This is a genomic window from Aerococcus sp. 150760013-2 (assembly GCF_053627715.1).
Genome location: NZ_JBSEYI010000001.1, coordinates 1 through 20213, shown reverse-complemented (window position 1 = coordinate 20213; position 20213 = coordinate 1). Strand labels below are relative to the sequence as shown.

20 protein-coding genes and 1 other RNA gene are annotated in these 20213 nt (G+C 40.6%); 4 read left to right on the top strand and 17 right to left on the bottom strand.

What is annotated here, in order from left to right; all coding sequences use genetic code 11:
- Positions 1-94 precede the first annotated feature (94 nt).
- On the top strand, positions 95-1450 hold the full coding sequence (locus ACUW85_RS00105) for an N-acetylmuramoyl-L-alanine amidase (protein ID WP_149314638.1): 1356 nt from the start codon (positions 95-97) through the stop codon (positions 1448-1450).
- Between the two features lie 100 nt (positions 1451-1550).
- Here the strand turns inward: ACUW85_RS00105 and dtd are convergent, their stop codons facing one another.
- The 5 genes from dtd to ACUW85_RS00080 form a co-directional block, all read right to left on the bottom strand.
- Entirely contained in the window at positions 1551-2000 is a 450-nt protein-coding gene (gene dtd / locus ACUW85_RS00100) for a D-aminoacyl-tRNA deacylase (protein WP_182023024.1), read from the bottom strand.
- A 33-nt stretch (positions 2001-2033) separates the two neighbouring features.
- Entirely contained in the window at positions 2034-4289 is a 2256-nt protein-coding gene (locus ACUW85_RS00095; protein WP_182023025.1) for a RelA/SpoT family protein, read from the bottom strand.
- Positions 4290-4399: 110 nt separating this feature from the next.
- Entirely contained in the window at positions 4400-5164 is a 765-nt protein-coding gene (locus tag ACUW85_RS00090) for a 16S rRNA (uracil(1498)-N(3))-methyltransferase (RefSeq protein WP_182023026.1), read from the bottom strand.
- A gap of 1 nt (position 5165) precedes the next feature.
- Positions 5166-6125 carry a 50S ribosomal protein L11 methyltransferase gene (gene prmA / locus ACUW85_RS00085; RefSeq protein ID WP_059348920.1) on the bottom strand — a complete coding sequence of 320 codons (960 nt, stop codon included), beginning with the start codon at positions 6123-6125 and terminating at the stop codon, positions 5166-5168.
- Positions 6112-6603 (bottom strand): hypothetical protein, encoded by a 492-nt coding sequence (locus tag ACUW85_RS00080; RefSeq protein WP_182023027.1) that lies wholly within the window; start codon positions 6601-6603, stop codon positions 6112-6114. The genes prmA and ACUW85_RS00080 overlap by 14 nt, the downstream gene beginning before the upstream one ends.
- Positions 6604-6814: 211 nt before the next feature.
- On the opposite strand from ACUW85_RS00080, the gene gpsB reads away from it, so the two are divergent.
- The 3 genes from gpsB to ACUW85_RS00065 all read left to right on the top strand — a co-directional run bounded on the left by gpsB (position 6815) and on the right by ACUW85_RS00065 (position 8885).
- Positions 6815-7216 carry a cell division regulator GpsB gene (gene gpsB / locus ACUW85_RS00075; protein WP_026465994.1) on the top strand — a complete coding sequence of 134 codons (402 nt, stop codon included), beginning with the start codon at positions 6815-6817 and terminating at the stop codon, positions 7214-7216.
- Between the two features lie 37 nt (positions 7217-7253).
- An RNA gene (gene rnpB / locus ACUW85_RS00070) (RNase P RNA component class B) lies at positions 7254-7615 on the top strand.
- Between the two features lie 115 nt (positions 7616-7730).
- On the top strand, positions 7731-8885 hold the full coding sequence (locus ACUW85_RS00065; RefSeq protein WP_026465993.1) for a THUMP domain-containing class I SAM-dependent RNA methyltransferase: 1155 nt from the start codon (positions 7731-7733) through the stop codon (positions 8883-8885).
- A 126-nt stretch (positions 8886-9011) separates the two neighbouring features.
- On the opposite strand, the gene ACUW85_RS00060 is transcribed toward ACUW85_RS00065, so the two are convergent.
- From ACUW85_RS00060 to ACUW85_RS00005, 12 genes are all read right to left on the bottom strand, one after another.
- On the bottom strand, positions 9012-9431 hold the full coding sequence (locus tag ACUW85_RS00060) for a ribonuclease HI family protein (RefSeq protein WP_048728073.1): 420 nt from the start codon (positions 9429-9431) through the stop codon (positions 9012-9014).
- A 32-nt stretch (positions 9432-9463) separates the two neighbouring features.
- Positions 9464-10474, bottom strand: coding sequence for a hypothetical protein (locus ACUW85_RS00055; RefSeq protein ID WP_154836898.1), 1011 nt, complete (start codon positions 10472-10474; stop codon positions 9464-9466).
- Between the two features lie 181 nt (positions 10475-10655).
- Positions 10656-11486: a carboxyltransferase subunit alpha gene (accA, locus tag ACUW85_RS00050; protein WP_396027397.1), complete on the bottom strand. Its 831-nt coding sequence runs from the start codon at positions 11484-11486 to the stop codon at positions 10656-10658.
- A gap of 1 nt (position 11487) precedes the next feature.
- The gene (gene accD / locus ACUW85_RS00045) at positions 11488-12387 is read right to left on the bottom strand and encodes an acetyl-CoA carboxylase, carboxyltransferase subunit beta (protein WP_182023029.1); all 900 of its coding nucleotides are present in this window, start codon (positions 12385-12387) and stop codon (positions 11488-11490) included.
- A 27-nt stretch (positions 12388-12414) separates the two neighbouring features.
- Positions 12415-13785 (bottom strand): acetyl-CoA carboxylase biotin carboxylase subunit, encoded by a 1371-nt coding sequence (gene accC, locus ACUW85_RS00040; protein WP_149256470.1) that lies wholly within the window; start codon positions 13783-13785, stop codon positions 12415-12417.
- Between the two features lie 52 nt (positions 13786-13837).
- Positions 13838-14311: a 3-hydroxyacyl-ACP dehydratase FabZ gene (fabZ, locus tag ACUW85_RS00035; RefSeq protein WP_003142766.1), complete on the bottom strand. Its 474-nt coding sequence runs from the start codon at positions 14309-14311 to the stop codon at positions 13838-13840.
- A gap of 23 nt (positions 14312-14334) precedes the next feature.
- Entirely contained in the window at positions 14335-14847 is a 513-nt protein-coding gene (accB, locus tag ACUW85_RS00030; protein WP_182023030.1) for an acetyl-CoA carboxylase biotin carboxyl carrier protein, read from the bottom strand.
- 3 nt (positions 14848-14850) lie between these two features.
- On the bottom strand, positions 14851-16092 hold the full coding sequence (fabF, locus tag ACUW85_RS00025; protein ID WP_083070095.1) for a beta-ketoacyl-ACP synthase II: 1242 nt from the start codon (positions 16090-16092) through the stop codon (positions 14851-14853).
- Between the two features lie 12 nt (positions 16093-16104).
- A complete protein-coding gene (fabG, locus tag ACUW85_RS00020; protein ID WP_182023031.1) occupies positions 16105-16851 on the bottom strand; it encodes a 3-oxoacyl-[acyl-carrier-protein] reductase in 747 nt (248 codons plus the stop codon).
- Positions 16852-16854: 3 nt separating this feature from the next.
- Positions 16855-17787, bottom strand: coding sequence for an ACP S-malonyltransferase (gene fabD / locus ACUW85_RS00015; RefSeq protein WP_182023032.1), 933 nt, complete (start codon positions 17785-17787; stop codon positions 16855-16857).
- Between the two features lie 79 nt (positions 17788-17866).
- A complete protein-coding gene (gene fabK / locus ACUW85_RS00010; protein WP_182023033.1) occupies positions 17867-18823 on the bottom strand; it encodes an enoyl-[acyl-carrier-protein] reductase FabK in 957 nt (318 codons plus the stop codon).
- A gap of 45 nt (positions 18824-18868) precedes the next feature.
- Positions 18869-19093 (bottom strand): acyl carrier protein, encoded by a 225-nt coding sequence (locus ACUW85_RS00005; RefSeq protein ID WP_003142776.1) that lies wholly within the window; start codon positions 19091-19093, stop codon positions 18869-18871.
- Between the last annotated feature and the right edge of the window lie 1120 nt (positions 19094-20213).

The window sequence follows — 20213 nt, the reverse complement described above, 5'->3', positions numbered from 1 at the left end:
GAAAGGTAAACTGAATTATAATAATGCCAAATTTTAGTTAAAATATAAACTTTTTCTACCGGAATTTCCGGTGGACTACTGAGGTGTAAGCGAATTGACAGAACATTTTGAGAACCACTTCCAACAAAATAAAGTAGTCTATCTACTTTACCTTATTTTTGTAACAGGAATCGTTGGTTTCTCCTCATTACAATTGTATCAATACAACAAAGCATCCTATAAAGAACTGTCTACCAATGTTGTCAACCTTCGTGAAGGACCTGGGATAACTTATGATATTAAAGACCAACTTGACGGCAATAATCCTTATCGAATACTCAGACAAGAAAATAATTGGTACTATGTCCTACTCGATAACAATGAAGTAGGTTGGATACCAACTTGGTTAGCTGATAACCAAGATATCGATTCCTCTGATTTCATTGCCACAACCTTAATAGATGATATTCAAATCTACGAAGAAAACTCAGAGGACGCGACGGTCTTAACATCTGCCGAAAAGAATTCAAAATACCAAATCTTACACCAAGCGGATGGTTGGGCCCAAATTCAACTTTCTGGTGAAATTGGTTGGGTGAAACAAACAGAAATCGATGTGACACCAGGAACAATTGCCTACGAGGAAGATACTGAAATTACAGAAGAAGAACAATCAACTTACGATGAATTTCTATCTGATTACGACTTCACTGTCAAAGCAACTGCTGATGGCGTAAATATTCGTAGCGAAGCCAATAAAGATTCTGAAATCTTAGTCAAAGGTGCCTTGAACGAACAGTTTGCCTACCTTGGTCAAGAAAATGAATACTACCATGTACGTTCAGTCGATGGTACAGAGGGTTATATCGTTAACTGGTTATCAGAAACTGATTCAACTGCCATGGTAGATAAGGCACAAGCAGCGGAAGCAACCAGTACATTAGCTGGCCGGACCATTGTATTAGACCCAGGTCACGGTGGTATCGATCCAGGTGCTGTAACAGACGGTCTATATGAAAAAGAAGTCACCTTACAAACTGCCCTAACCGTTAAGGAAAAACTTGAAGCAGCCGGCGTAAATGTGATTTTAACCCGAGATGATGATTCAGATGTTGCTTTAGCTGATATTCCATATACAGCCAACCAAGCAAATGCTGACCTATTGATTTCCTTCCACTATGATGCAATTGAATCAACAGGTGCATCCGGAACAACAGCTTACTACTACGGCGATGATTCCATCCCTGTAGCCCAAGAGATTCAAGCTCAATTAATGGAACAATTACCATTAGAATCTAACGGTGTTAAATTCGGTGACTTCCAAGTCATCCGGGAATTAGCTGGCGAAGGTGTCCTACTAGAACTTGGCTACATGTCAACACCTAGTGACGTGGCCGTATTCAGTCAAGAAGAATACTGGAACCAAGTTGCCGACGCCATTTACAACGCTTTAGTGATTTACTACCAATAATTGATTTTTAGGCATCGATGCCAAAATAAGAAAAATACCGATTGCCGGAAATTCTCTAGCAATCGGTATTTTTTTCTGTTTGATTTAATTAAGCTTTATTCTAAGCTTCATCCGAGTCTAATATGATAGTCACTGGACCGTCATTGACTAGTGATACCTGCATATCGGCACCAAATTCACCTTCAGCAACCTTTAACCCATATTCATTGCGCAATGTTTCATTCAATAATTGATACATTTTTTCGCCGTGGTCTGGTTTGGCAGCATCGATAAATGATGGGCGATTGCCTTTTTTAGTTCTGGCATAAAGAGTAAATTGCGAAATAGATAATATCTCACCTGACACCTGGTCGATGTTTAGGTTCAATTTATCATCCTCGTCAGCGAAAATCCGCATATTAGCGATCTTTCTAGCCATATATGCCACCGTTTCCGGCGTGTCTTCATCATGAACGCCTACTAAAAGCACGAACCCTTTATTAATTTCACCAACAACTTTTTCATCGATGGCAACGTTAGCTTGGCTAACTCTTTGCACGATAATTCGCATCCAAACCCTCCATTAATAGACTTGTTACTATTTTTATTCTTTAGCACGGGCAACCGAATAAACATCCGGTATATTTTTCACTCGGTCGATAACCTTATCCAGTTGGTTGACATTTTGGATGACAAAACGTAGTCTCACTTTGACAGAGTTATCGTCATGGTTCACGTTCCCGTTAATATTAGTGACTGATCCAGCAATCGGCGTGATGATTTGTAAAACTTCATTCAAGAAACCAGATCGGTCCTCACCTTCAACCACAATTTCCACTTCATATTGGTTGTCCACATTCTTGTTGGCATCTTCCCATTCGACTGGAATCAAGCGGTCTTGTTGATCCTCAGGGACTTGCACATTCTTACAGTCTCTACGGTGGACGGAAACCCCTCTCCCCTTAGTAATATAACCCACAATATCGTCTCCTGGTACAGGATTACAACAATGGGCTAGACGGACTAGGAGTGAATCCAAACCTTCAACAATGACACCAGAACTAGATTTAGACGCTTTACGGCGCACATGACTAGATTGCTTTTGAGTCTTGCTGAGTTTCTTCTGTTCGCCTGATTCTTTCAGGGTCTCTTCAACAGATTCCCTGTTCTTCTCAGCTGCACGTAACCGGCGTTCCCGCTCAGTTAAACGGTTAGCGACTGCAGTTGATGATAATTCGCCAAAGCCAATCGCCGCAAACAAGTCTTCTTCAGTCGAGAAGTTGAACCGGTCTAATGTTTTACTGATATCCTCTTTTTTGTAGACATCTTTTAATTTGAAACCTAGATTATCAAGGGTTTCTTCAAGGGCATGTCGACCTTGTTCTACCGCTTGGTCACGGTCCTGCAATTTAAAGAATCGTTTGATACGGTTGCGGGCCCGCGAAGTTTTCACCAAGTTTACCCAGTCACGCGATGGACCTGCCGAATTCGGTGACGTTAGAATTTCCACGATGTCACCATTTTTCAATTGGTAATTCAAAGGTTCAATCTTGCCGTTAACCTTAACTCCAATCGTCTTATTCCCGACTTCTGAGTGAATTGAGTAAGCGAAGTCTAATGGGTAGGAACCCGCTGGTAATTCAGTCACGTCGCCAGTTGGGGTGAATACATAGACATTATCTTGGAAAATGTCCTCTTTCACGCTTTCCATGAAATCGGTGGCATCTTTAGATTCGTCCTGCAACTCTGCAATTTGGTTAAACCAATCTAGCTGGGCGTCTAAAGGTGAAGCCTCCACCTTTTCATGGTTACCCATTTTGTAAGCCCAATGCGCGGCAACCCCGTACTCAGCAACCTCGTGCATTTCGTAGGTTCTAATTTGCACTTCTACTGGACTTGGCTGGTTACCGACAACCGTCGTATGGATTGACTGGTACATGTTGGCTTTTGGCATGGCAATGTAGTCTTTAAATCGGCCTGGCAATGGCTTCCAATTAGTATGGACAATCCCAAGTACTGCATAACAGTCACGTACAGATTCCACTAACACCCGGATAGCTTGCAGATCAAAAATCTGGTCGAATTCTTTGCCTTGGTCTTTCATCTTCCGGTAAATAGAATAAATGTGTTTAGGTCGACCGTAAATTTCAAACTTACCAGTAATAGCTCCCTCTACTTGTGATTCCAATTCGTCAATAGTCGTTTGAATAAATTCTGCCCGCTCGTCGCGTTTTGAATCTACTAATTGAACGATGGAGTAATACGATTCTGGATCCATATAGCGAAGCGCTGTATCTTCTAGTTCCCATTTAATCTGGTTCATACCTAAGCGGTCAGCTAGGGGAGCATAAATTTCTAACGTTTCTGTAGAGATAATCACTTGCTTCTCTGGCTTATGCCATTTTAGCGTCCGCATATTATGCAAACGGTCGGCTAATTTCACCATGATGACCCGTAAATCGTTGGCCATGGCTAACAACATTTTACGGTGGTTCTCAGCTAATTGCTCTTCATGTGATTTATATTTAAATTTCCCTAATTTGGTGACGCCATCTACTAGGGTGGCAATTGTCGGTGAGAAGAAGTAGGCGATATCGTCTAATGAGATACCGGTATCTTCCACAACATCATGCAAGAACCCAGTAATGACTGTATCCGGGTCCATTTTCAATTCGGCTAAAATACCTGCTACTTGAACTGGGTGGACAAAGTAAGGCTCGCCTGATTTTCTGATTTGCTCAATATGTGCGCGTTCAGCAAAGTCTGCTGCCTTTTGGACATAGTCCACCCTCGCTTCAGACATGTAGCTAGCACATAAGGCTAAAACTTCTGCTTTTGTATAATTCTTTTTATTTGGCATGTTACCACCTACTTTCCTTGATATAACTTATATGGTTGGTATCAATATTTAGATTGTATATTTCTCCTATCTTACCATATAAATGGACTAGAAACCCTATCAAACCTTTGTTAGTCACCTAATAATTCTGTTGCAAATGACAGACTTGATAATAAATATAAGGGTGCTGTTTCTGTCCGTAAAATCCGTGGCCCTAACCCGCACAAATGCACATGGTCGAATCCGTCAGTGAATTCAACGATTTCATCTGGATGAATGCCCCCTTCAGGTCCGGTAATGAAGGCAATACGGTCCTTAGCTTTTAGTGATGCATAAGTCTTAGCCAAAAGGGCCGCTTCACCCGACTTGGCAACCTCTTCATAAGCCACGCAAACTTGATCAAATTCGCCCACTCTATTTCTTACCATGCTAACACTATGCAATTCTTCGACGGTTGGGACAAAAGTTCTATGAGATTGCTCAGCAGCTTCCTTGGCAATCTTTTTCAAACGGTCAATTTTTTTGCCCGCTTTCTTTTGGTCCCATTTAGTGACGGAATACCGCATGGCAACTGGCACAATATGACGGGCCCCTAATTCGGTCGCCTTTTGTACGATTAAATCAAGCTTGTCTCCCTTAGGTAGGCCGACAAAGAGTGTGGTGTCGACCGGGATTTCTTTATTTTCTTCCCGCAATTCAACTAGGCGAAGGACTGCCCTTTTCCCTTCATCAGAAACAAGTTCACCGATAAATACTTGTTCAGTTTGGGTGACTAGAATTACCTGGTCCCCAATCTGCATCCGCATAACGTTAATCATATGATGGTAGGCGTCTTTATCCATCTCAATTTGGTCATTTAATTGGGCGGTTTCCTCTTCGATAAAATATCTTTGCATCTTATTCTTTTCCTTTATGGGCTAAAATACCGTACCATTCACCCATGTTCATAACGATTTCAACGGTAAAATCATTGGCGGCAAGTAAGGCCAACATGTCGTCTTTCTTATCATGAAAAATACCTGATAGCACCAATTGCCCATCTGCTTTTAAGTTAGTGTAAGCTTGCGGGATCAGGGGTTCCAGGATTTCAAATAGGATATTGGCTGTGATAATATCCACTTGAGTATCGATGTCGTTTAGGATGTTGTTTTGGGCAACAGAAATAGCGTCTTCTACGTCATTTAAAGCAAAATTATTGCGGGTAATATCTAAAATTGACCCATCATAATCATAAGCAGCGACGTCATTAGCGCCTAATTTCTTCGCAGCGATGGCTAAGACACCAGACCCAGTCCCCACATCAATGACATCTTCCCCGCCAGCCATAGCGATTTCCAGTAAACGTAATGCCAGCTTAGTGGTTTCATGTGAACCGGTCCCAAAGGCCATACCTGGATCTAGGAATAAAGTGGTTTTCTTCGGATCAGCTACTTGATCGTCTTTCTCCCAAATTGGCACAATATCCATAAAGCGCGATACATGGATTGGTTCATAGTAAGCCTGCCAAGCTGTTTCCCAGTCCTTATCTTCTAGGGGACTATAGCGGATGTCATGGATGACAATTTGTTGATCTGCCGCTAATTCCTTATTGTAGTTTGCTTGGTAGGTTTTGATTTCAGAGATGATGTCTTCGATATTTTTATCATCTGAAAAGTAACCTAAAACTACCGGGTTAACTTCATATGACCCTGGTGCCGGCTGGTCATTCTTCACTGAACCAAAGCCGTCATCTGACCAGTCAATATAGTCTTGCTCGTCTTTGATGGACACCCCAGCAGAGTCTAAGCCCCACAAAATTTCGGTTAATAGGTTTTCACTTTTATTGTCTGTTTCAATTATTAACTCATACCAAGTCATTCGTATCATCTCCTAAATATAATAAGCTATCGTCATAGCGCTTAATGGCTCTCCTTGTTGTGATCATTTGGTCCACTTCTTCTGCTTGCCATTTCAAATCAACCGCCATTCTTTCCCCTTTAATTAATTCTTTAATTTGCAAGCGGGCTTCATATAAAAGATGGCTAATTTCTTGCGCTAGAATATCTAAGTGCCCTTTTTGAAAGTGTTCAGTGTCTTTTGGTTGAATGATAAAAATCCCACTCTCTGTTTCATTAACACGGTGGTCAGCTGTAAAAATAAACTTCAATTCTAAGTAATCGATGCCTTCTAAAGGCTGGTTATTTTTGTCTAAAAAAGTGATTTCTTCATTGGCGACCACTGGCAGATATGTTTGCAATACCACCTGTTTGGATACTGATACATAGGATAAACGCCAAGGAATATCAATATGGCTATTCTCTAACGTTTTTTCAAGAAAAGTGTATACGGTTTGCATCTGTTAATTCCCCACTTTCGTCTTTTTTAATTATTATAATATACCCACACGAAAATAACTACCGCGCCAATGTTCTGACGGATTCAATTAGGCTATTACTTGCTGTTGAATTTGATAGAATCTTAAACTATTATTATATTACATTTATTACAAATAATGAAAGCTGTGCTATAATAGAACTTAGAAATATAAATGATGAGGTGTTATTTAAATGGCCGATCGTAATTTGACGACAAAAGATATTTTACAGAAGGAATTTAAACCTGCTCTTCGTGGATTCAACACAGAGGAAGTAGACGAATTCTTAGATTTAATTATTCGTGACTATGAGTCATATGAAAAAGAAATTGCCTCACTTAAGAATGAGTTAGAACGTGCAAAACACTCAACGGGTACAAGTGAAAGTGGACGCCAAGCCACTAACCAACGCTCAAAATCTACAACAGTACCTCAATCAAAAGGTACAACCAACTACGATATTCTACGTCGCTTGTCTAAGTTAGAAAAAGCTGTATTCGGTGGCCAAAACGCCAAAGCCGAAAATACAGTAGATGCTAGCGAAGAGAACGAAGACGATACGAAAGATCATACTATTATTTTTGAAAATAACTAGTCATTTGATCACTTTCGTGTTATCATTAGAAGATGTAAATTTTAGGTAATCGCGGGTATATATTTATACTTGAGGAAAGTCCATGCTCGCACAAGCTGCAACGCTTGTAGTGTTCGTGTTTAGCGAAAAAATAAGCTAAAGCATTAATTTGACGGCAACTGAACCCACTAAGGTCTTTGGACTATGTGCTAGTAAGTTTGAAAGTGCCACAGAGACGAGTCAACTATGAAAGTAGTTGAATGGAACGCGGTAAACCCCTCGAGCGAGCAACCCAAACATTGGTAGGGGCGCTCTTTGACTGGAAACAAACGGAATAAGAGACTAATTATTTAGTAGACAGATGATTACCGAACCGGTATTAAACCTGTAATATCGGGGAACAGAACATGGCTTATCGAAATTTACAAACAGGCAAAAGGTTGGATTCTTTTCCAACCTTTTTTTATTGAGATGAAATCATGGTAAAATAGTCTTAAATATAAGACGAAGCCTTACCACCCAAAAGGAGTACAATATGACAAAATATCCACTTATCGCAACAGCTGCCGCAGGGATTGAAGCCCTAGTCGGTAAAGAATTACGTGACATGGGTTACGAGGTCCAAGTAGAAAATGGCCGTGCCCGCTTTGAAGGAAGTCTTGATGACGTAGCCCACACAAATATTAACTTACGGACTGCGGACCGTATCAAAATCGTCATGGGTGATTTCAAAGCCATCACCTTCGACCAATTGTTTGAATCGACTAAGGCCATCCCTTGGGAAGACATTCTACCAATGGACGCAGAATTCCCAGTATCAGGTAAATCAGTCAATTCAAAATTGCATTCTGTTCCTAACGTGCAAAAAATCGTGAAAAAAGCGATTGTTAACCGTCTGAGCGACCACTACCACCGCCGTGGTATGCTACCTGAAACAGGTGCTAAATACCCTATCGAAGTGAGCATCCACAAGGACGAAGCCTTGATAACTATTGATACGTCTGGCTCTTCCCTATTTAAGCGTGGTTACCGTACTGAAAAAGGTGGCGCACCACTTAAAGAAAACATGGCTGCAGCTCTTGTTAAATTAACTAACTGGTTCCCTGACAAGCCATTTTACGATCCAACATGCGGTTCAGGTACCTTAACCATTGAAGCAGCATTAATCGGGAAAAATATTGCCCCAGGGATTAACCGCGCCTTCATTTCTGAGGAATGGGATATCTTCAATAACCGCGAATATTCAAAAGCCCGCGAAGCGGCTAAAGCGGCTATCCGTCATGACATTCAATTAGATATCATGGGATCAGATATTGATCACCGGATGATTGAAATCGCAAAAGCCAATGCAGAAGCAGCTGGTGTCGGGGATCAAATTGAATTCAAACAAATGCAATTATCTGACTTCACAACAACAAAAGAATACGGCGTGATCGTAGCCAACCCACCATATGGTGAGCGTTTGAATGACGAAGATTACGTGCATAAGTTATACAAACAAATGGGAGATCTTTACCGTCCAATGAAAACTTGGAGTAAATACATCCTGACGTCTGACTTAGCCTTTGAAGAATACTACGGTGAGAAAGCTACTAAGAAACGTAAATTATACAATGGGGCTATCCGTACTGACCTATTCCAATACTGGGGCGCGCGCAAACCGCGTCCTAAAAAAGTAGAGGCAGAATAAGTTATTTACGATCATAATAAATAAACCAGGTAAACGGCTTTATTCGCCTGCTACCTGGTTTTTTTGTGTCTGTTATTCGAATTTAAAATCAGTTTATGCGATTGACGGTCTGCATTTATCCCTTAATTAGTCCTGCTGGTTGCTTATTCTCTTGGCCTGGTGCATGGCTTGACGGGCTAAGTTATCTGCCCCCCTATTGGCTTGGTCCGGCACCCATTTTAAATTAAACATGGGAAAATGGTCTAGTTGATTTAAAATGGCCTTTAACAAACTTTTATAGGGGTCGCGTTTATGGAATCTCTTATTAACGGCATCAAAGACGATTTTGGAGTCTGTTTGACACAAGATCCACTCATTCTTCAGTCCTTCAGCCTGCAATTTTTCTAACAATAATAGCAGGGCATGGAATTCGGCCTCATGGTTGTCCATTTCCCCACTTAAAGGGTATTTCTCTTGTCGCTGTTGCCCGTCATGGACAATGACCATACCAACGCCTGCTGGCCCAAATTGCCCGTCCACTGACCCGTCTATGGCTATTTTTAACATCCACTCACCCTTTAATCATCCATTACATCTTCTTATTCAAAACTCGCAAAGTTCTGCATATACTCATAAAACCAATATTGATAAATATCTTGTACGACTTGATTGTCAATGGCAAGTGGGTCGCCATTTTCCATTAATTGGCCAATGGCTTCTACCATATCTTCTGGGTCAATTTGGTTTAAATCATCGACAAATGGGTACATGACGGTATATATATCATAAATATTCTCCATCAAATAGGCCACTCGATAGGGTTCGTGGATATAAACTTCCTCCACGTAGGAAACCAAATCTAAGAAGTGACTATTGGTTTCAACTTCAAATAAGTCACTGAGTGAAATAGTCGTCGTCTCATCGTAAACATTAGTTAAAGTAATTTCCTGGTCTGCGTGTGGATGGTGGAAAATATAAAGCAAAATATCCGATTGGAAGACAAAATCCCGGTCCCGATTTAAAAGACTTAACAATTTATCGATGGATACCTTGTCGCTCAATTCCAGCAGATGGTTGACCTGCGCCTTCTCAAGGATAGTCAAGGGTTTATCCCTGGCCACTAACTGGTCGAATAACTTTTGTAGGCCTTGTAAGACTTCCACATTACTAGCATCATCATCTGAAGTCGCCTCAAATTGGGCCAACTTTTCCATCATTTCTGGCACAATGATAATTTGCATAATAGGTGTCATTTGACCGTGTTGAGGGAGGTTCAATTTAACTTGTCCTTGAATAGCTTTTTGTACAAATTGGTAGAAAGACTTCCAGTCAATTTCTGCCTCGACATCGATTAAATCAGGATTAGCCATAACCCCTTCGCCATAAAATTCTATCAATAATGAGAAAATATCCACCAAATCATTTTCTAATTCTTCTTCATATAAAACGCCGATGATATAATTTCTAAAATCAACGACACTCTTTCTTTTCTTACGGGCAATCAGCAACAATTTAAGCGATTCACTCATTTCGCCCGCTTTAATACGCTGAATCGCTTCTTCAATATCTAATTTAAATGATCGTTCAAAATCATTATCTTGGTTTCTCATTGTAGGTCCTCTTAAATCTTATTTTCTGTTGGAATGCAGGCTGTAAACGCCCTTCCTTCTAAGCCTATCTTATCACAATATCATATCCATGAAAATTTTTATCCAATAATTAAAAAAATAAGACGCGACCATAGGACACACCTTCCTTCAACAGTAGTTATTTTTTCAAGATGTCAGTTGACTAGAATTGATTAAAGCGTGCTTCTTTGGCAGCAATTAAATCTGCTTTTGACATGGCCAATTGCTGGTCAAATTCTTCCAAGACCATTTCTTTAATCAATTGTGCTTGAACATCGTGGTCTAAAGTCTTTTTCCCGTAATGCTCTGGGATAATTTGGTCGATAACCTTAAAATCCAGCAAGTCAGGCGCCGTGAATTTCATATATTCAGCAGCTTCAGGTACACGACTCGGGTCTTTCCATAAAATTGTTGCAAACCCTTCTGGCGATAAGACTGAATACATGGCATTCTCCATCATCCATACCTTATTTGAAACAGCTAGGGCTAACGCGCCACCAGACCCACCTTCACCCATTAAAATTGTGATAGTTGGTACAGTTAAGCCAGCCATTGTTTGCATAGATTCAGCAATCGCTTGTCCAATCCCCCGGTCTTCTGCTTCAACGTCACAGAAGGCGCCGGAAGTATTAACAATGGTAATCACCGGACGGTTGAATTTTTCAGCTTGTTCAAACAAACGAATGGCTTTACGGTAACCCTCAGCATGAGGCGACCCAAAGTTACGCTTGATATTTTCTTGAACCGAGTGGCCTTTTTCAGTTCCAACAATTGTAACTGCGCGGCCATTAATTTGTCCGACACCACCAACAATCGCGCCGTCATCACCATAACGACGGTCACCATGCATCTCATAAAAGACGTCACAGATTTTCTTAGCCAATTCAGACGTGGTTAATCGGTTGATATCACGTGAAGCTGTTACCACTTCTGCAGGGATTTTTTGCGTAATTTTCGCATTAGGTTGCTCAACGGTTTTTAATAATTGTTTCATACTAACTCTCAAATCGAGCACCTCCTTTAGCGAAACCGTGCATTTGTAATAGCTCAGCAATTACGATTTTTTGGCGCCAACGTTCAACAATCATATCGATAAAACCGTGTTGCAGTTGATGTTCTGCCGTTTGGAAACCTTCAGGCAATTGTTGTCTAATCGTCTGTTCAATTACCCGTTTACCAGCGAAACCGATTAAGGCCCCTGGTTCAGCAATGGTAATATCCCCTTCCATAGCAAACGATGCCGTTACACCACCAGTCGTTGGGTCAGTTAAGACGGGAATATATAATAAACCAGCCTTAGAATGATTTTGAACAGCAATGGAAATCTTAGCCATTTGCATTAATGACAGTGTTCCTTCTTGCATCCGGGCACCACCAGAAGCGGTAAACAGGACGACTGGTAACTGGTGTTCAGTTGCATAGTTGAACAAGTTTTTAATTTTCTCACCTAAACCAGTCCCCATAGACCCCATCATGAAAAATGAGTCCATCACACCAATGGCAGTTCGGTAGCCGAAGATTTCGCCCACACCAGTTACGACAGCTTCGTCTAAACCAGTTGTAGCGCGCGCTTTTTCTTTCTTTTCCAGATACTTTGGAAACCCAAGAGGATCTTCATTGCGGTTATCCCTTAGTTGAAACATTTCAACAAAAGTGCCTTTGTCCACTACGCTTGCTAATCGCTCACTAGATGAAATTCTAAAGTGGTATTGGCAATGTGGACAGATTTTTTCAGCACCCAAGTCATCCGTGAGAATCGTTTGGTGACACTGCGGACATTTTTGCCACATGCCATCTGGCACGAAGGCTTGGTTATTTGGATCTGTAGGCAAGCTCGATTTTGCTTGATCTTCTTCTGGCATAGGAATATATGCTTTTCTGCGTTTTAATGCCATAATTCATCTACTTTCTTTCGTGCTAATTTATGCTTGATGACTCTTCGCCCATTCAGGTAAGAATTTAGCTTCCAGGTAATCATTGGTATAGTTCCCTTTTACAAAGGCCTCATCAAATAGTAGGTCGTATTGGAATTGTTGGTTTGTCGCCACACCCTTAATAGTCATTTCTGAAACCGCACGTAGCATACGGTTGATGGCTTGTGGACGATTATCACCATGCGTAATCAGTTTCGCTACCATAGAATCATAGTAAGGTGGCAACTTGTAGCCAGCATAAATACCAGAATCCACACGAATACCTAAACCACCCGCTGGAAAATGCGCAAAGTCAAACGTACCTGAAGATGGCATAAAGTTTTTCTCTGGCATTTCTGCATTGATCCGGCACTCCAAGGCATGACCAGTAAAGGTAATGTCTTTTTGTTCATAGGCTAAAGGTAAGCCAGAAGCAATCCGTAGCTGTTGAGCTACAATATCAACACCCGTAACCATTTCCGTAATTGGATGTTCAACTTGAATACGCGTATTCATTTCCATGAAATAATAATTTTGATCTGCATCCACTAAAAACTCAATGGTACCAGCAGATTCATAATTTAATTGCTCAGCCGCTCGAACCGCTGCTTGAGTCACTTGTGCCCGCGTCTTTTCAGTAATAAAGGGACTTGGCGTCTCTTCAATCACCTTTTGATGGTTCCGTTGCATTGAACACTCACGTTCACCTAAATGGATGACGTTGCCGAATTTATCCCCTAAGATTTGAACCTCGATATGATGGGCTGGGAAAATAACTTTCTCCATGTATAAACGGTCATCACCAAAAGCATTTTTTGCTTCACGTGATGCCTCATAGTATGCATCTACGAAATGGCTTTCTTCATGTACCATCCGCATCCCTTTACCACCACCACCAGAAGTTGCTTTCAATAAGACTGGATAGCCAACTTTTTTGGCAATCTCAATTCCAGCTCCAGGACTTTCCAAGATACCATCAGAACCAGGGACGGTTTGTACTTTGGCTGCATTCATGGTATCTCTAGCATTTTGCTTGTCCCCCATCAAGTCAATCACTTCTGGGCTTGGCCCGATAAACTCAATATTCATTTCTGCGCATAATTTGGCAAATTTGCTGTTTTCTGCTAGGAAACCAAAACCTGGGTAGATAGCTTGCACGTTCGTGACCACAGCTGCCGAAAGAATGGCTTGCATATTCAAATAAGAATCGACTGATTTTGGCCCTCCGATGCAGACTGCTTCGTCAGCCAATTTCACATGTAGGGCATCCTTATCAGCGGTTGAATACACAGCCACTGTTTCGATTCCCAATTCAATACATGTACGAATAATGCGGACGGCAATTTCGCCCCTATTCGCTATTAATACTTTATTAATCATCAAATACCTCTTATTCTATGCCGTTCGCCCTATTTCAGGTTGGACCAGCAAACTAGTCGACTTTATCTACGTTAGAAATGATAAAGGTCATTTCTGCTTCTGAACAAACCTCGCCGTATTCATTACGGATAGTTCCTTTACCGATACCCATACGTTTCTTCAATTTCACAATTTCAACTGTGATTTCAAGTACGTCACCAGGTACAACGTTTTTACGGAATTTCACGTTGTTTAAACCAGCTAAATAAGCGATTTTATTTTTAAAGTCTGGTTGAGATAATAATGGAATTGAGCCCACTTGTGCCATTGTTTCTACTTGTAAAACACCAGGCATTACAGGGTTTCCTGGGAAGTGACCAACAAAGAATTCTTCGTTGATCGTCACGTTTTTACGGGCAACAACTTTTTCACCTGGGATAATTTCATCCACTCGGTCCACAAATGAGATTGGGAAACGGTTAGGGATGATTTCTTGTACCTGCATAGCTGTTAGAACAGGTTCTTTACGTTCTGCATATTCAGTCATTTTTTAATACTCCTTTAGAATAATTATTCACTAATTTCAAATAATGGTTGGCCGAATTCAACAACTTGTCCGTCTTCAACTAAGATGTTCACGACTGTTCCAGAAATATCAGCTGGAATTTCGTTCATCACTTTCATCGCTTCAACGATACAAACAGTTTCACCAGCTTCAACGCTGTCGCCTACTTTCTTGAAGGCTGGTTGATCAGGGTTCTTAGCTAGATAAACAACACCAACTAAAGGACTGTCAATCGTTTTGCCAGCTAGCGCGGCCGGTGCACTAGGTGTTGCTGCTGCTTCTGTGACAGGCGCTGTGGTTTCTTGACTAGTCGTCTCTTTGGCTGCTGTAGTTGATGTAGCTTCTGCGTTTGTGGTAGCTTGTTGATTAGTGCTTATGTCTGCACTGTTTTCAGTTTGTGTTTGACGTTCTTTAATTTTTGAAATGTATAAAGAATCCGCTTGTGTTTGGAATGAAAACTCTTGAATTGTAGACGAATCAATCTGGCTGATTAAATCTTTAATTTCTTCGTGTTTCAAGCCTTATTCACCAACCTTTTTAAAGGCAATAACTGTGTTGTGTCCACCAAAACCTAAAGTGTTGCTGACAACAACGTTCACTTCTTGCTCGCGTCCAACATTCGGTACGATATCTAAATCACATAATGGATCTGGATTCTTGTAGCCTAATGTAGCTGGAATAAATGAATCTTTGATAGCCATGATACTTGCAATGGCTTCAACAGCACCAGCAGCACCTAGTAAGTGACCAACTGATGATTTTGTAGAAGAAACTGGAATTTTATAAGCCAATTCTTCACCAAATGCACGTTTAATCGCAACTGTTTCAGAAGAATCATTTGCTGGGGTACTTGTACCGTGAGCATTTATGTAAGAAACTTCTTCTTTAGCGATGTTACCTTCTTCTAAAGCGTTTAACATCGCTTTCGCTGCACCAGAACCATCTTCAGATGGCGCAGTTAAGTGGTAAGCGTCTGAAGTAGAACCGTAACCACCGATTTCAGCATAGATGTTTGCGCCACGAGCTTGCGCTGATTCTAAGGATTCTAATACCAAGATACCAGCACCTTCACCCATCACAAAACCATTACGGTCCTTATCGAATGGGATTGAAGCGCGGTTTGGATCAGTTGAATCACTTGTCGCTGTTAGGTTGTCGAAACCACCTAAACCGATTTCGTTAATCGCACCCTCAGCACCACCAGCAATCATGACATCTGCATAACCGTGTTTAATATAACGGAAAGCTTCACCTATAGCATTGTTAGCAGAAGCACAAGCTGTAACCATAGTTAAAGCTGGCCCTTTTAAGCCAAAGTGCATAGAGATATTGGCAGCACCCATATTTGAAATAGAAACAGGCACGAATAAAGGATTCACTCGTTTGATTCCTTTATCTTGCATTTTTAACACACCTTTTTCGATTTCTTGAATACCACCGATACCAGTACCTAAGTAAACCCCGATACGGTCAACGTTAGCATTTTCAACGTCTAGATTCGCGTCCGCAACAGCTTCGATGGCTGCAGCTACTGCGTATTGACTGTATAAGTCCATACGTTTTGCTTCTTTACGGTCCATGAAATCTTTTGGATTGAAGTCTTTTACTTCAGCCACTAATTTCGCATTTAGATCTTTGGCATCAAATTTTGTGATCGGCCCGAAACCGTGCTCGCCGGCTTTTAAATTGGTCCAAAATGTTTTTGCGTCATTTCCGATAGGTGTAATAGCACCCATACCTGTTACGACTACTCTGTTTGTCATATTTATTGCCTCCTAATTCATATACAAGCCACCGTTGACATCAAGCGTTGTACCTGTGATATAGCTTTGGTTAGCTAAGAAGTACACGGCTTCAGCGATATCCGATGGTTGTCCAAGTTTCTGTAAAGGAATATTTTCCAGCATAGCCGTTTTGGCTTTTTCTGGAATTTCATCTGTCATTTCTGTTTCAATGTAGCCTGGTGCAATGGCATTAACTGTGACACCACGCATACCTAATTCACGTGCTGCAGCCTTCGTTAAACCAAGAATCCCAGCTTTTGAAGCTGCATAGTTAGCTTGACCAACGTTACCCATTTGACCAATCACTGATGCAATATTAATAATGGCACCTTGACGTTGCTTCATCATTAGTTTGCTAGCTGCTTGAATGAAATTGAAAGTCCCTTTTAAGTTAATATCGATCACTGCATCGAAATCTGCTTCTTTCATACGCATTAGTAGCGTGTCGCGGGTAATACCAGCATTATTCACTAATACATCGATGGTTTGGAAATTTGCTTTGATGAAAGTCATGATTTCTTTGGCAAAATCGGTATCCGTTACGTCCCCCTTGAAATCCTTCACAACAACATTTTTGCTTTCTAAAGCCTGGATATGGCTTTCAGTAGAACCAGAGCGGGAAACAATGACAATATTGTATCCTTGGTCTGCAAACTTATGAGCGATGCTTGCACCAATACCACGGCTACCGCCTGTGACAAGGGCTGTTTTCTTTAATTCTTGTGTATTCTCAGTCATAGCTTATCCTTTCAATCCTGCGATAGTTGCCTGCAGGGTTACTTCGTCTTCAACTCGGTAAATCTTAATCTCTTTATTGATTTGTTTCATAAATGAAGACAAGGTTTTACCAGGGCCAATTTCAATGACCGTATCTACCCCTTGTTCAATTAAGTATTCAATTGAATCTGACCATTTAACTGGCTTCATCACTTGTTGGATTAACAAGTCTTTTACTTGTCCATCCTGGTGCGCTGTAGCTGTTGTATTTGAAATAACCGGTACTCTTTGTGGCTTAAAATCAAATTTGTCTAAATAATCAGCTAATTGGTCACTTGCTTGTGATAATAGGGCCGTGTGGAAAGGACCAGAAACGTTTAATTCCATCATTTTCTTCACGCCTGCTTGAGTCAACTTAGCGACTGCAGTATCTACTGCCGAAGCGTCACCACCGATTACGATTTGTTTTGGTGTATTGTAGTTTGCTGGTGCAACGTATTGACCAGAAGCTTCGCGCACTTGTTGGCAGATATCTTCTATTAAAGCGCGTTCAGCTTTCATCACGGCTACCATTTTGCCGGCACCTATAGGCGCAGCTGCTTGCATGAAACGACCACGATGGCTCACTAAATCAACCGCATCTTCAAAGGACAATACGCCCGCTTCAACAAGGGCTGTGTACTCGCCTAAGCTTAATCCAACTAGGTAGTCGGCTGTAATGCCTGCCTCCCTTAGAAGGGCTGTAAAGGCTGTTGATACGGTTAAAATAGCGGGTTGTGTGTATTCTGTTTGATTTAATTCTGTATTTTCTTGAAAGCATAGGTCTTTCATTGAATAGCCTAGAACTTCTGAGGCTTTGTCAAAGTAAGTTGCAATCTCAGGATGATGGTTGAGTAAGTCTTGCCCCATCCCTGTATACTGTGCGCCTTGACCAGCGTATAAAAAAGCTATTGCCATGTTCGTCTCCTCTTAATAGAAAAGCAGTGAAATGCACAAACCATCCCACTGCTCACATATGTCAATTTAATTCTCAGCTTTAAAGCCATTCACTTGCTCGAGCAGCAATTGTTTCTTTACATTCCGTCATATATGATTGAATAATTTCTGAAACTGTTTCACGTTTATCCACTAATCCGGCAATTTGGCCGGCCATAAATGAACCCGTGTCTAAATTCCCTTCAACAACAGCACGACGTAAAGCACCTGATCCAAGCGCTTCAAGTCTGTCCCAATCAGGATTAGCCTTACTTGCTTCTTCTTTTTCTACTTTAAGATATTCTTTGGTCAATTTGTTCCGTAATACACGGACTGGATGTCCAGTAGATTCGCCAGTTAATACAGTGTCGATATCTTTTGCCTTAATGATACGCTCTTTAAAGTTATCATGGGCATTTGATTCATCTGCAACAACAAAACGTGTCCCTACTTGAATACCAACCGCACCTAACATAAGTGCTGCTGCCATTCCTCGACCGTCACCAATACCTCCAGCCGCAATGACTGGGATATCCAAATCTTTTGTTACTTGTGGTAATAAAGCCATGGTAGTTTGTCGCCCTACGTGACCACCTGATTCCATCCCCTCAACAATCACCGCATGCACGCCTTCACGTTCCATCCGTTTTGCAAGTCCGACAGAAGCGACCACTGGAATGACTGAAATACCAGCTGCGTTGAATCTATCCATATATTTACCCGGAGTTCCGGCACCAGTTGTAATTGTCTTCACACCAGATTGACAGATGTAATCCACCACTTCCTCGACATGTTCATTTAACAACATGACATTTACAGCGAATGGTTTATCTGTTAATTGTTGCATCTTTTCAACTTTGGCTTGTACTACGTCTACAGGATCATGTCCAGTACCAATTACACCAAGTCCCCCAGCATTGGAAACTGCTGATGCTAAATCCGCATCGGCAACCCAAGCCATAGCACCTTGGATAATTGGGTATTCAACACCTATGCGTTCCCAAAAATCTGTTTTCACTAAAGGACTACTTCCTCTCTTAATCGACTAGTTTGTAGGCAATAATTATTTGTTTGCTTCTACGTAGTCAACTAAATCTTGCACAGTGTTAATTTTTTCTTCGTCTTCAATTTCGATATCGAATTCGTCTTCGATGTCATTGATGATTTGGAATAAGTCTAAAGAGTCAGCGTCAATATCTTCACGAATATTTGTAGTTGCTTTCACTTCGCCAGCCTCTAAGTCTAATTGTTCAGTGATTAATTCTTGGATTTTTTCAAAAGTTGTCATTATTTTATATTCCTCCATAATTTGCGTAATCATATATTAGGTCGCCTATCCCTATAAAAAGGATATCGATTTATGAATACGATAAAGTTTAATTTTGTTTGACATGTAATAAAGTCAATAACGAGATATTAAATTATATATATAACTTTGTCAACTAGTTATTGAAACTAGTAAGTTCATTTTTAAGAAACAAATTCGTTGTAAGCGTTACAAAACTTGCATTCAAGCCTTTAAGATTATGGCAGGCGCTTAAAAATTTGATTTTTTGTGAAACAAAAATTGTATTTTGACTATTTATTCTAATGATTTGATGGTAATCGGATGGTTGCATGCCCTGGCAAATAAACTGGGATTTTCTTGCTATCATCAGCTTTAAAAATATTGCCATCTTTAAAAGACAGGAAGAAAGAAGAGTTTGTCACGCAAAAGTCTAGGTAACTTTATTAGTAAAGTACTAAATACGCAAAAAAGCCCTAAGACAAGAAAAAGTTTGTCTTAGAGCTTTTAAAATTTCTGCTGTGTTTCAATATTCTCTAGTATACTACTGGTTGTTTTCAAGACCATCATCTAGCATTGTTTAGATGACAAACAAATTACCTATTGCCTCAAAGGGAAAATGGCGGACAAGCTGCACTAGTATGATCATAACCACAAATTTTATTGCGGATTTTTTGCTAATAAGATCTTACTGATAGAATAGATAACCAATATAAAAGCAGTGATGTGCTCACTCGCGAAAGGTTGACCTTGTGAATTGGTTACCCATACAGCTGATAAAATGATAAGCAGGATATAAGGCAATAGCAATAATATAAAATAGATTTTTTCTTTTGCAGTCAAAGCTATTACCATTATCCTCTCGTAAAAGTTTATACGGAATTTTGCTAAATTGCTATTTCTATTAGCAAGTCACCTAACTTATAGAAATATGGATAGCAAGCAAAAAACTTTATATACCCATTGCATCACATATGCGTCATCATTTTAGTGATGGTCATTGGACAAAAAAAAGAAAAAGCCGAGATTTGAAACCCTACCGTTAAACTGAACAAATAAAAAAAGAGAGTTACGCTACCCACAAAAGATGATCCCGATAAGCTGTCGGGGTCATCTTTTTTAA

Bases quoted from the DNA above. Each gene is read 5' to 3' on its own strand.
- dtd (WP_182023024.1), bottom strand. From the start codon at position 2,000: ATGCGAATTATCGTGCAAAGAGTTAGCCAAGCTAACGTTGCCATCGAT.
- ACUW85_RS00095 (WP_182023025.1), bottom strand. From the start codon at position 4,289: ATGCCAAATAAAAAGAATTATACAAAAGCAGAAGTTTTAGCCTTATGT.
- ACUW85_RS00090 (WP_182023026.1), bottom strand. From the start codon at position 5,164: ATGCAAAGATATTTTATCGAAGAGGAAACCGCCCAATTAAATGACCAA.
- prmA (WP_059348920.1), bottom strand. From the start codon at position 6,125: ATGACTTGGTATGAGTTAATAATTGAAACAGACAATAAAAGTGAAAAC.
- ACUW85_RS00080 (WP_182023027.1), bottom strand. From the start codon at position 6,603: ATGCAAACCGTATACACTTTTCTTGAAAAAACGTTAGAGAATAGCCAT.
- gpsB (WP_026465994.1), top strand. From the start codon at position 6,815: ATGGCCGATCGTAATTTGACGACAAAAGATATTTTACAGAAGGAATTT.
- ACUW85_RS00065 (WP_026465993.1), top strand. From the start codon at position 7,731: ATGACAAAATATCCACTTATCGCAACAGCTGCCGCAGGGATTGAAGCC.
- ACUW85_RS00060 (WP_048728073.1), bottom strand. From the start codon at position 9,431: ATGTTAAAAATAGCCATAGACGGGTCAGTGGACGGGCAATTTGGGCCA.
- ACUW85_RS00055 (WP_154836898.1), bottom strand. From the start codon at position 10,474: ATGAGAAACCAAGATAATGATTTTGAACGATCATTTAAATTAGATATT.
- accA (WP_396027397.1), bottom strand. From the start codon at position 11,486: ATGAAACAATTATTAAAAACCGTTGAGCAACCTAATGCGAAAATTACG.
- accD (WP_182023029.1), bottom strand. From the start codon at position 12,387: ATGGCATTAAAACGCAGAAAAGCATATATTCCTATGCCAGAAGAAGAT.
- accC (WP_149256470.1), bottom strand. From the start codon at position 13,785: ATGATTAATAAAGTATTAATAGCGAATAGGGGCGAAATTGCCGTCCGC.
- fabZ (WP_003142766.1), bottom strand. From the start codon at position 14,311: ATGACTGAATATGCAGAACGTAAAGAACCTGTTCTAACAGCTATGCAG.
- fabF (WP_083070095.1), bottom strand. From the start codon at position 16,092: ATGACAAACAGAGTAGTCGTAACAGGTATGGGTGCTATTACACCTATC.
- fabG (WP_182023031.1), bottom strand. From the start codon at position 16,851: ATGACTGAGAATACACAAGAATTAAAGAAAACAGCCCTTGTCACAGGC.
- fabD (WP_182023032.1), bottom strand. From the start codon at position 17,787: ATGGCAATAGCTTTTTTATACGCTGGTCAAGGCGCACAGTATACAGGG.
- ACUW85_RS00005 (WP_003142776.1), bottom strand. From the start codon at position 19,093: ATGACAACTTTTGAAAAAATCCAAGAATTAATCACTGAACAATTAGAC.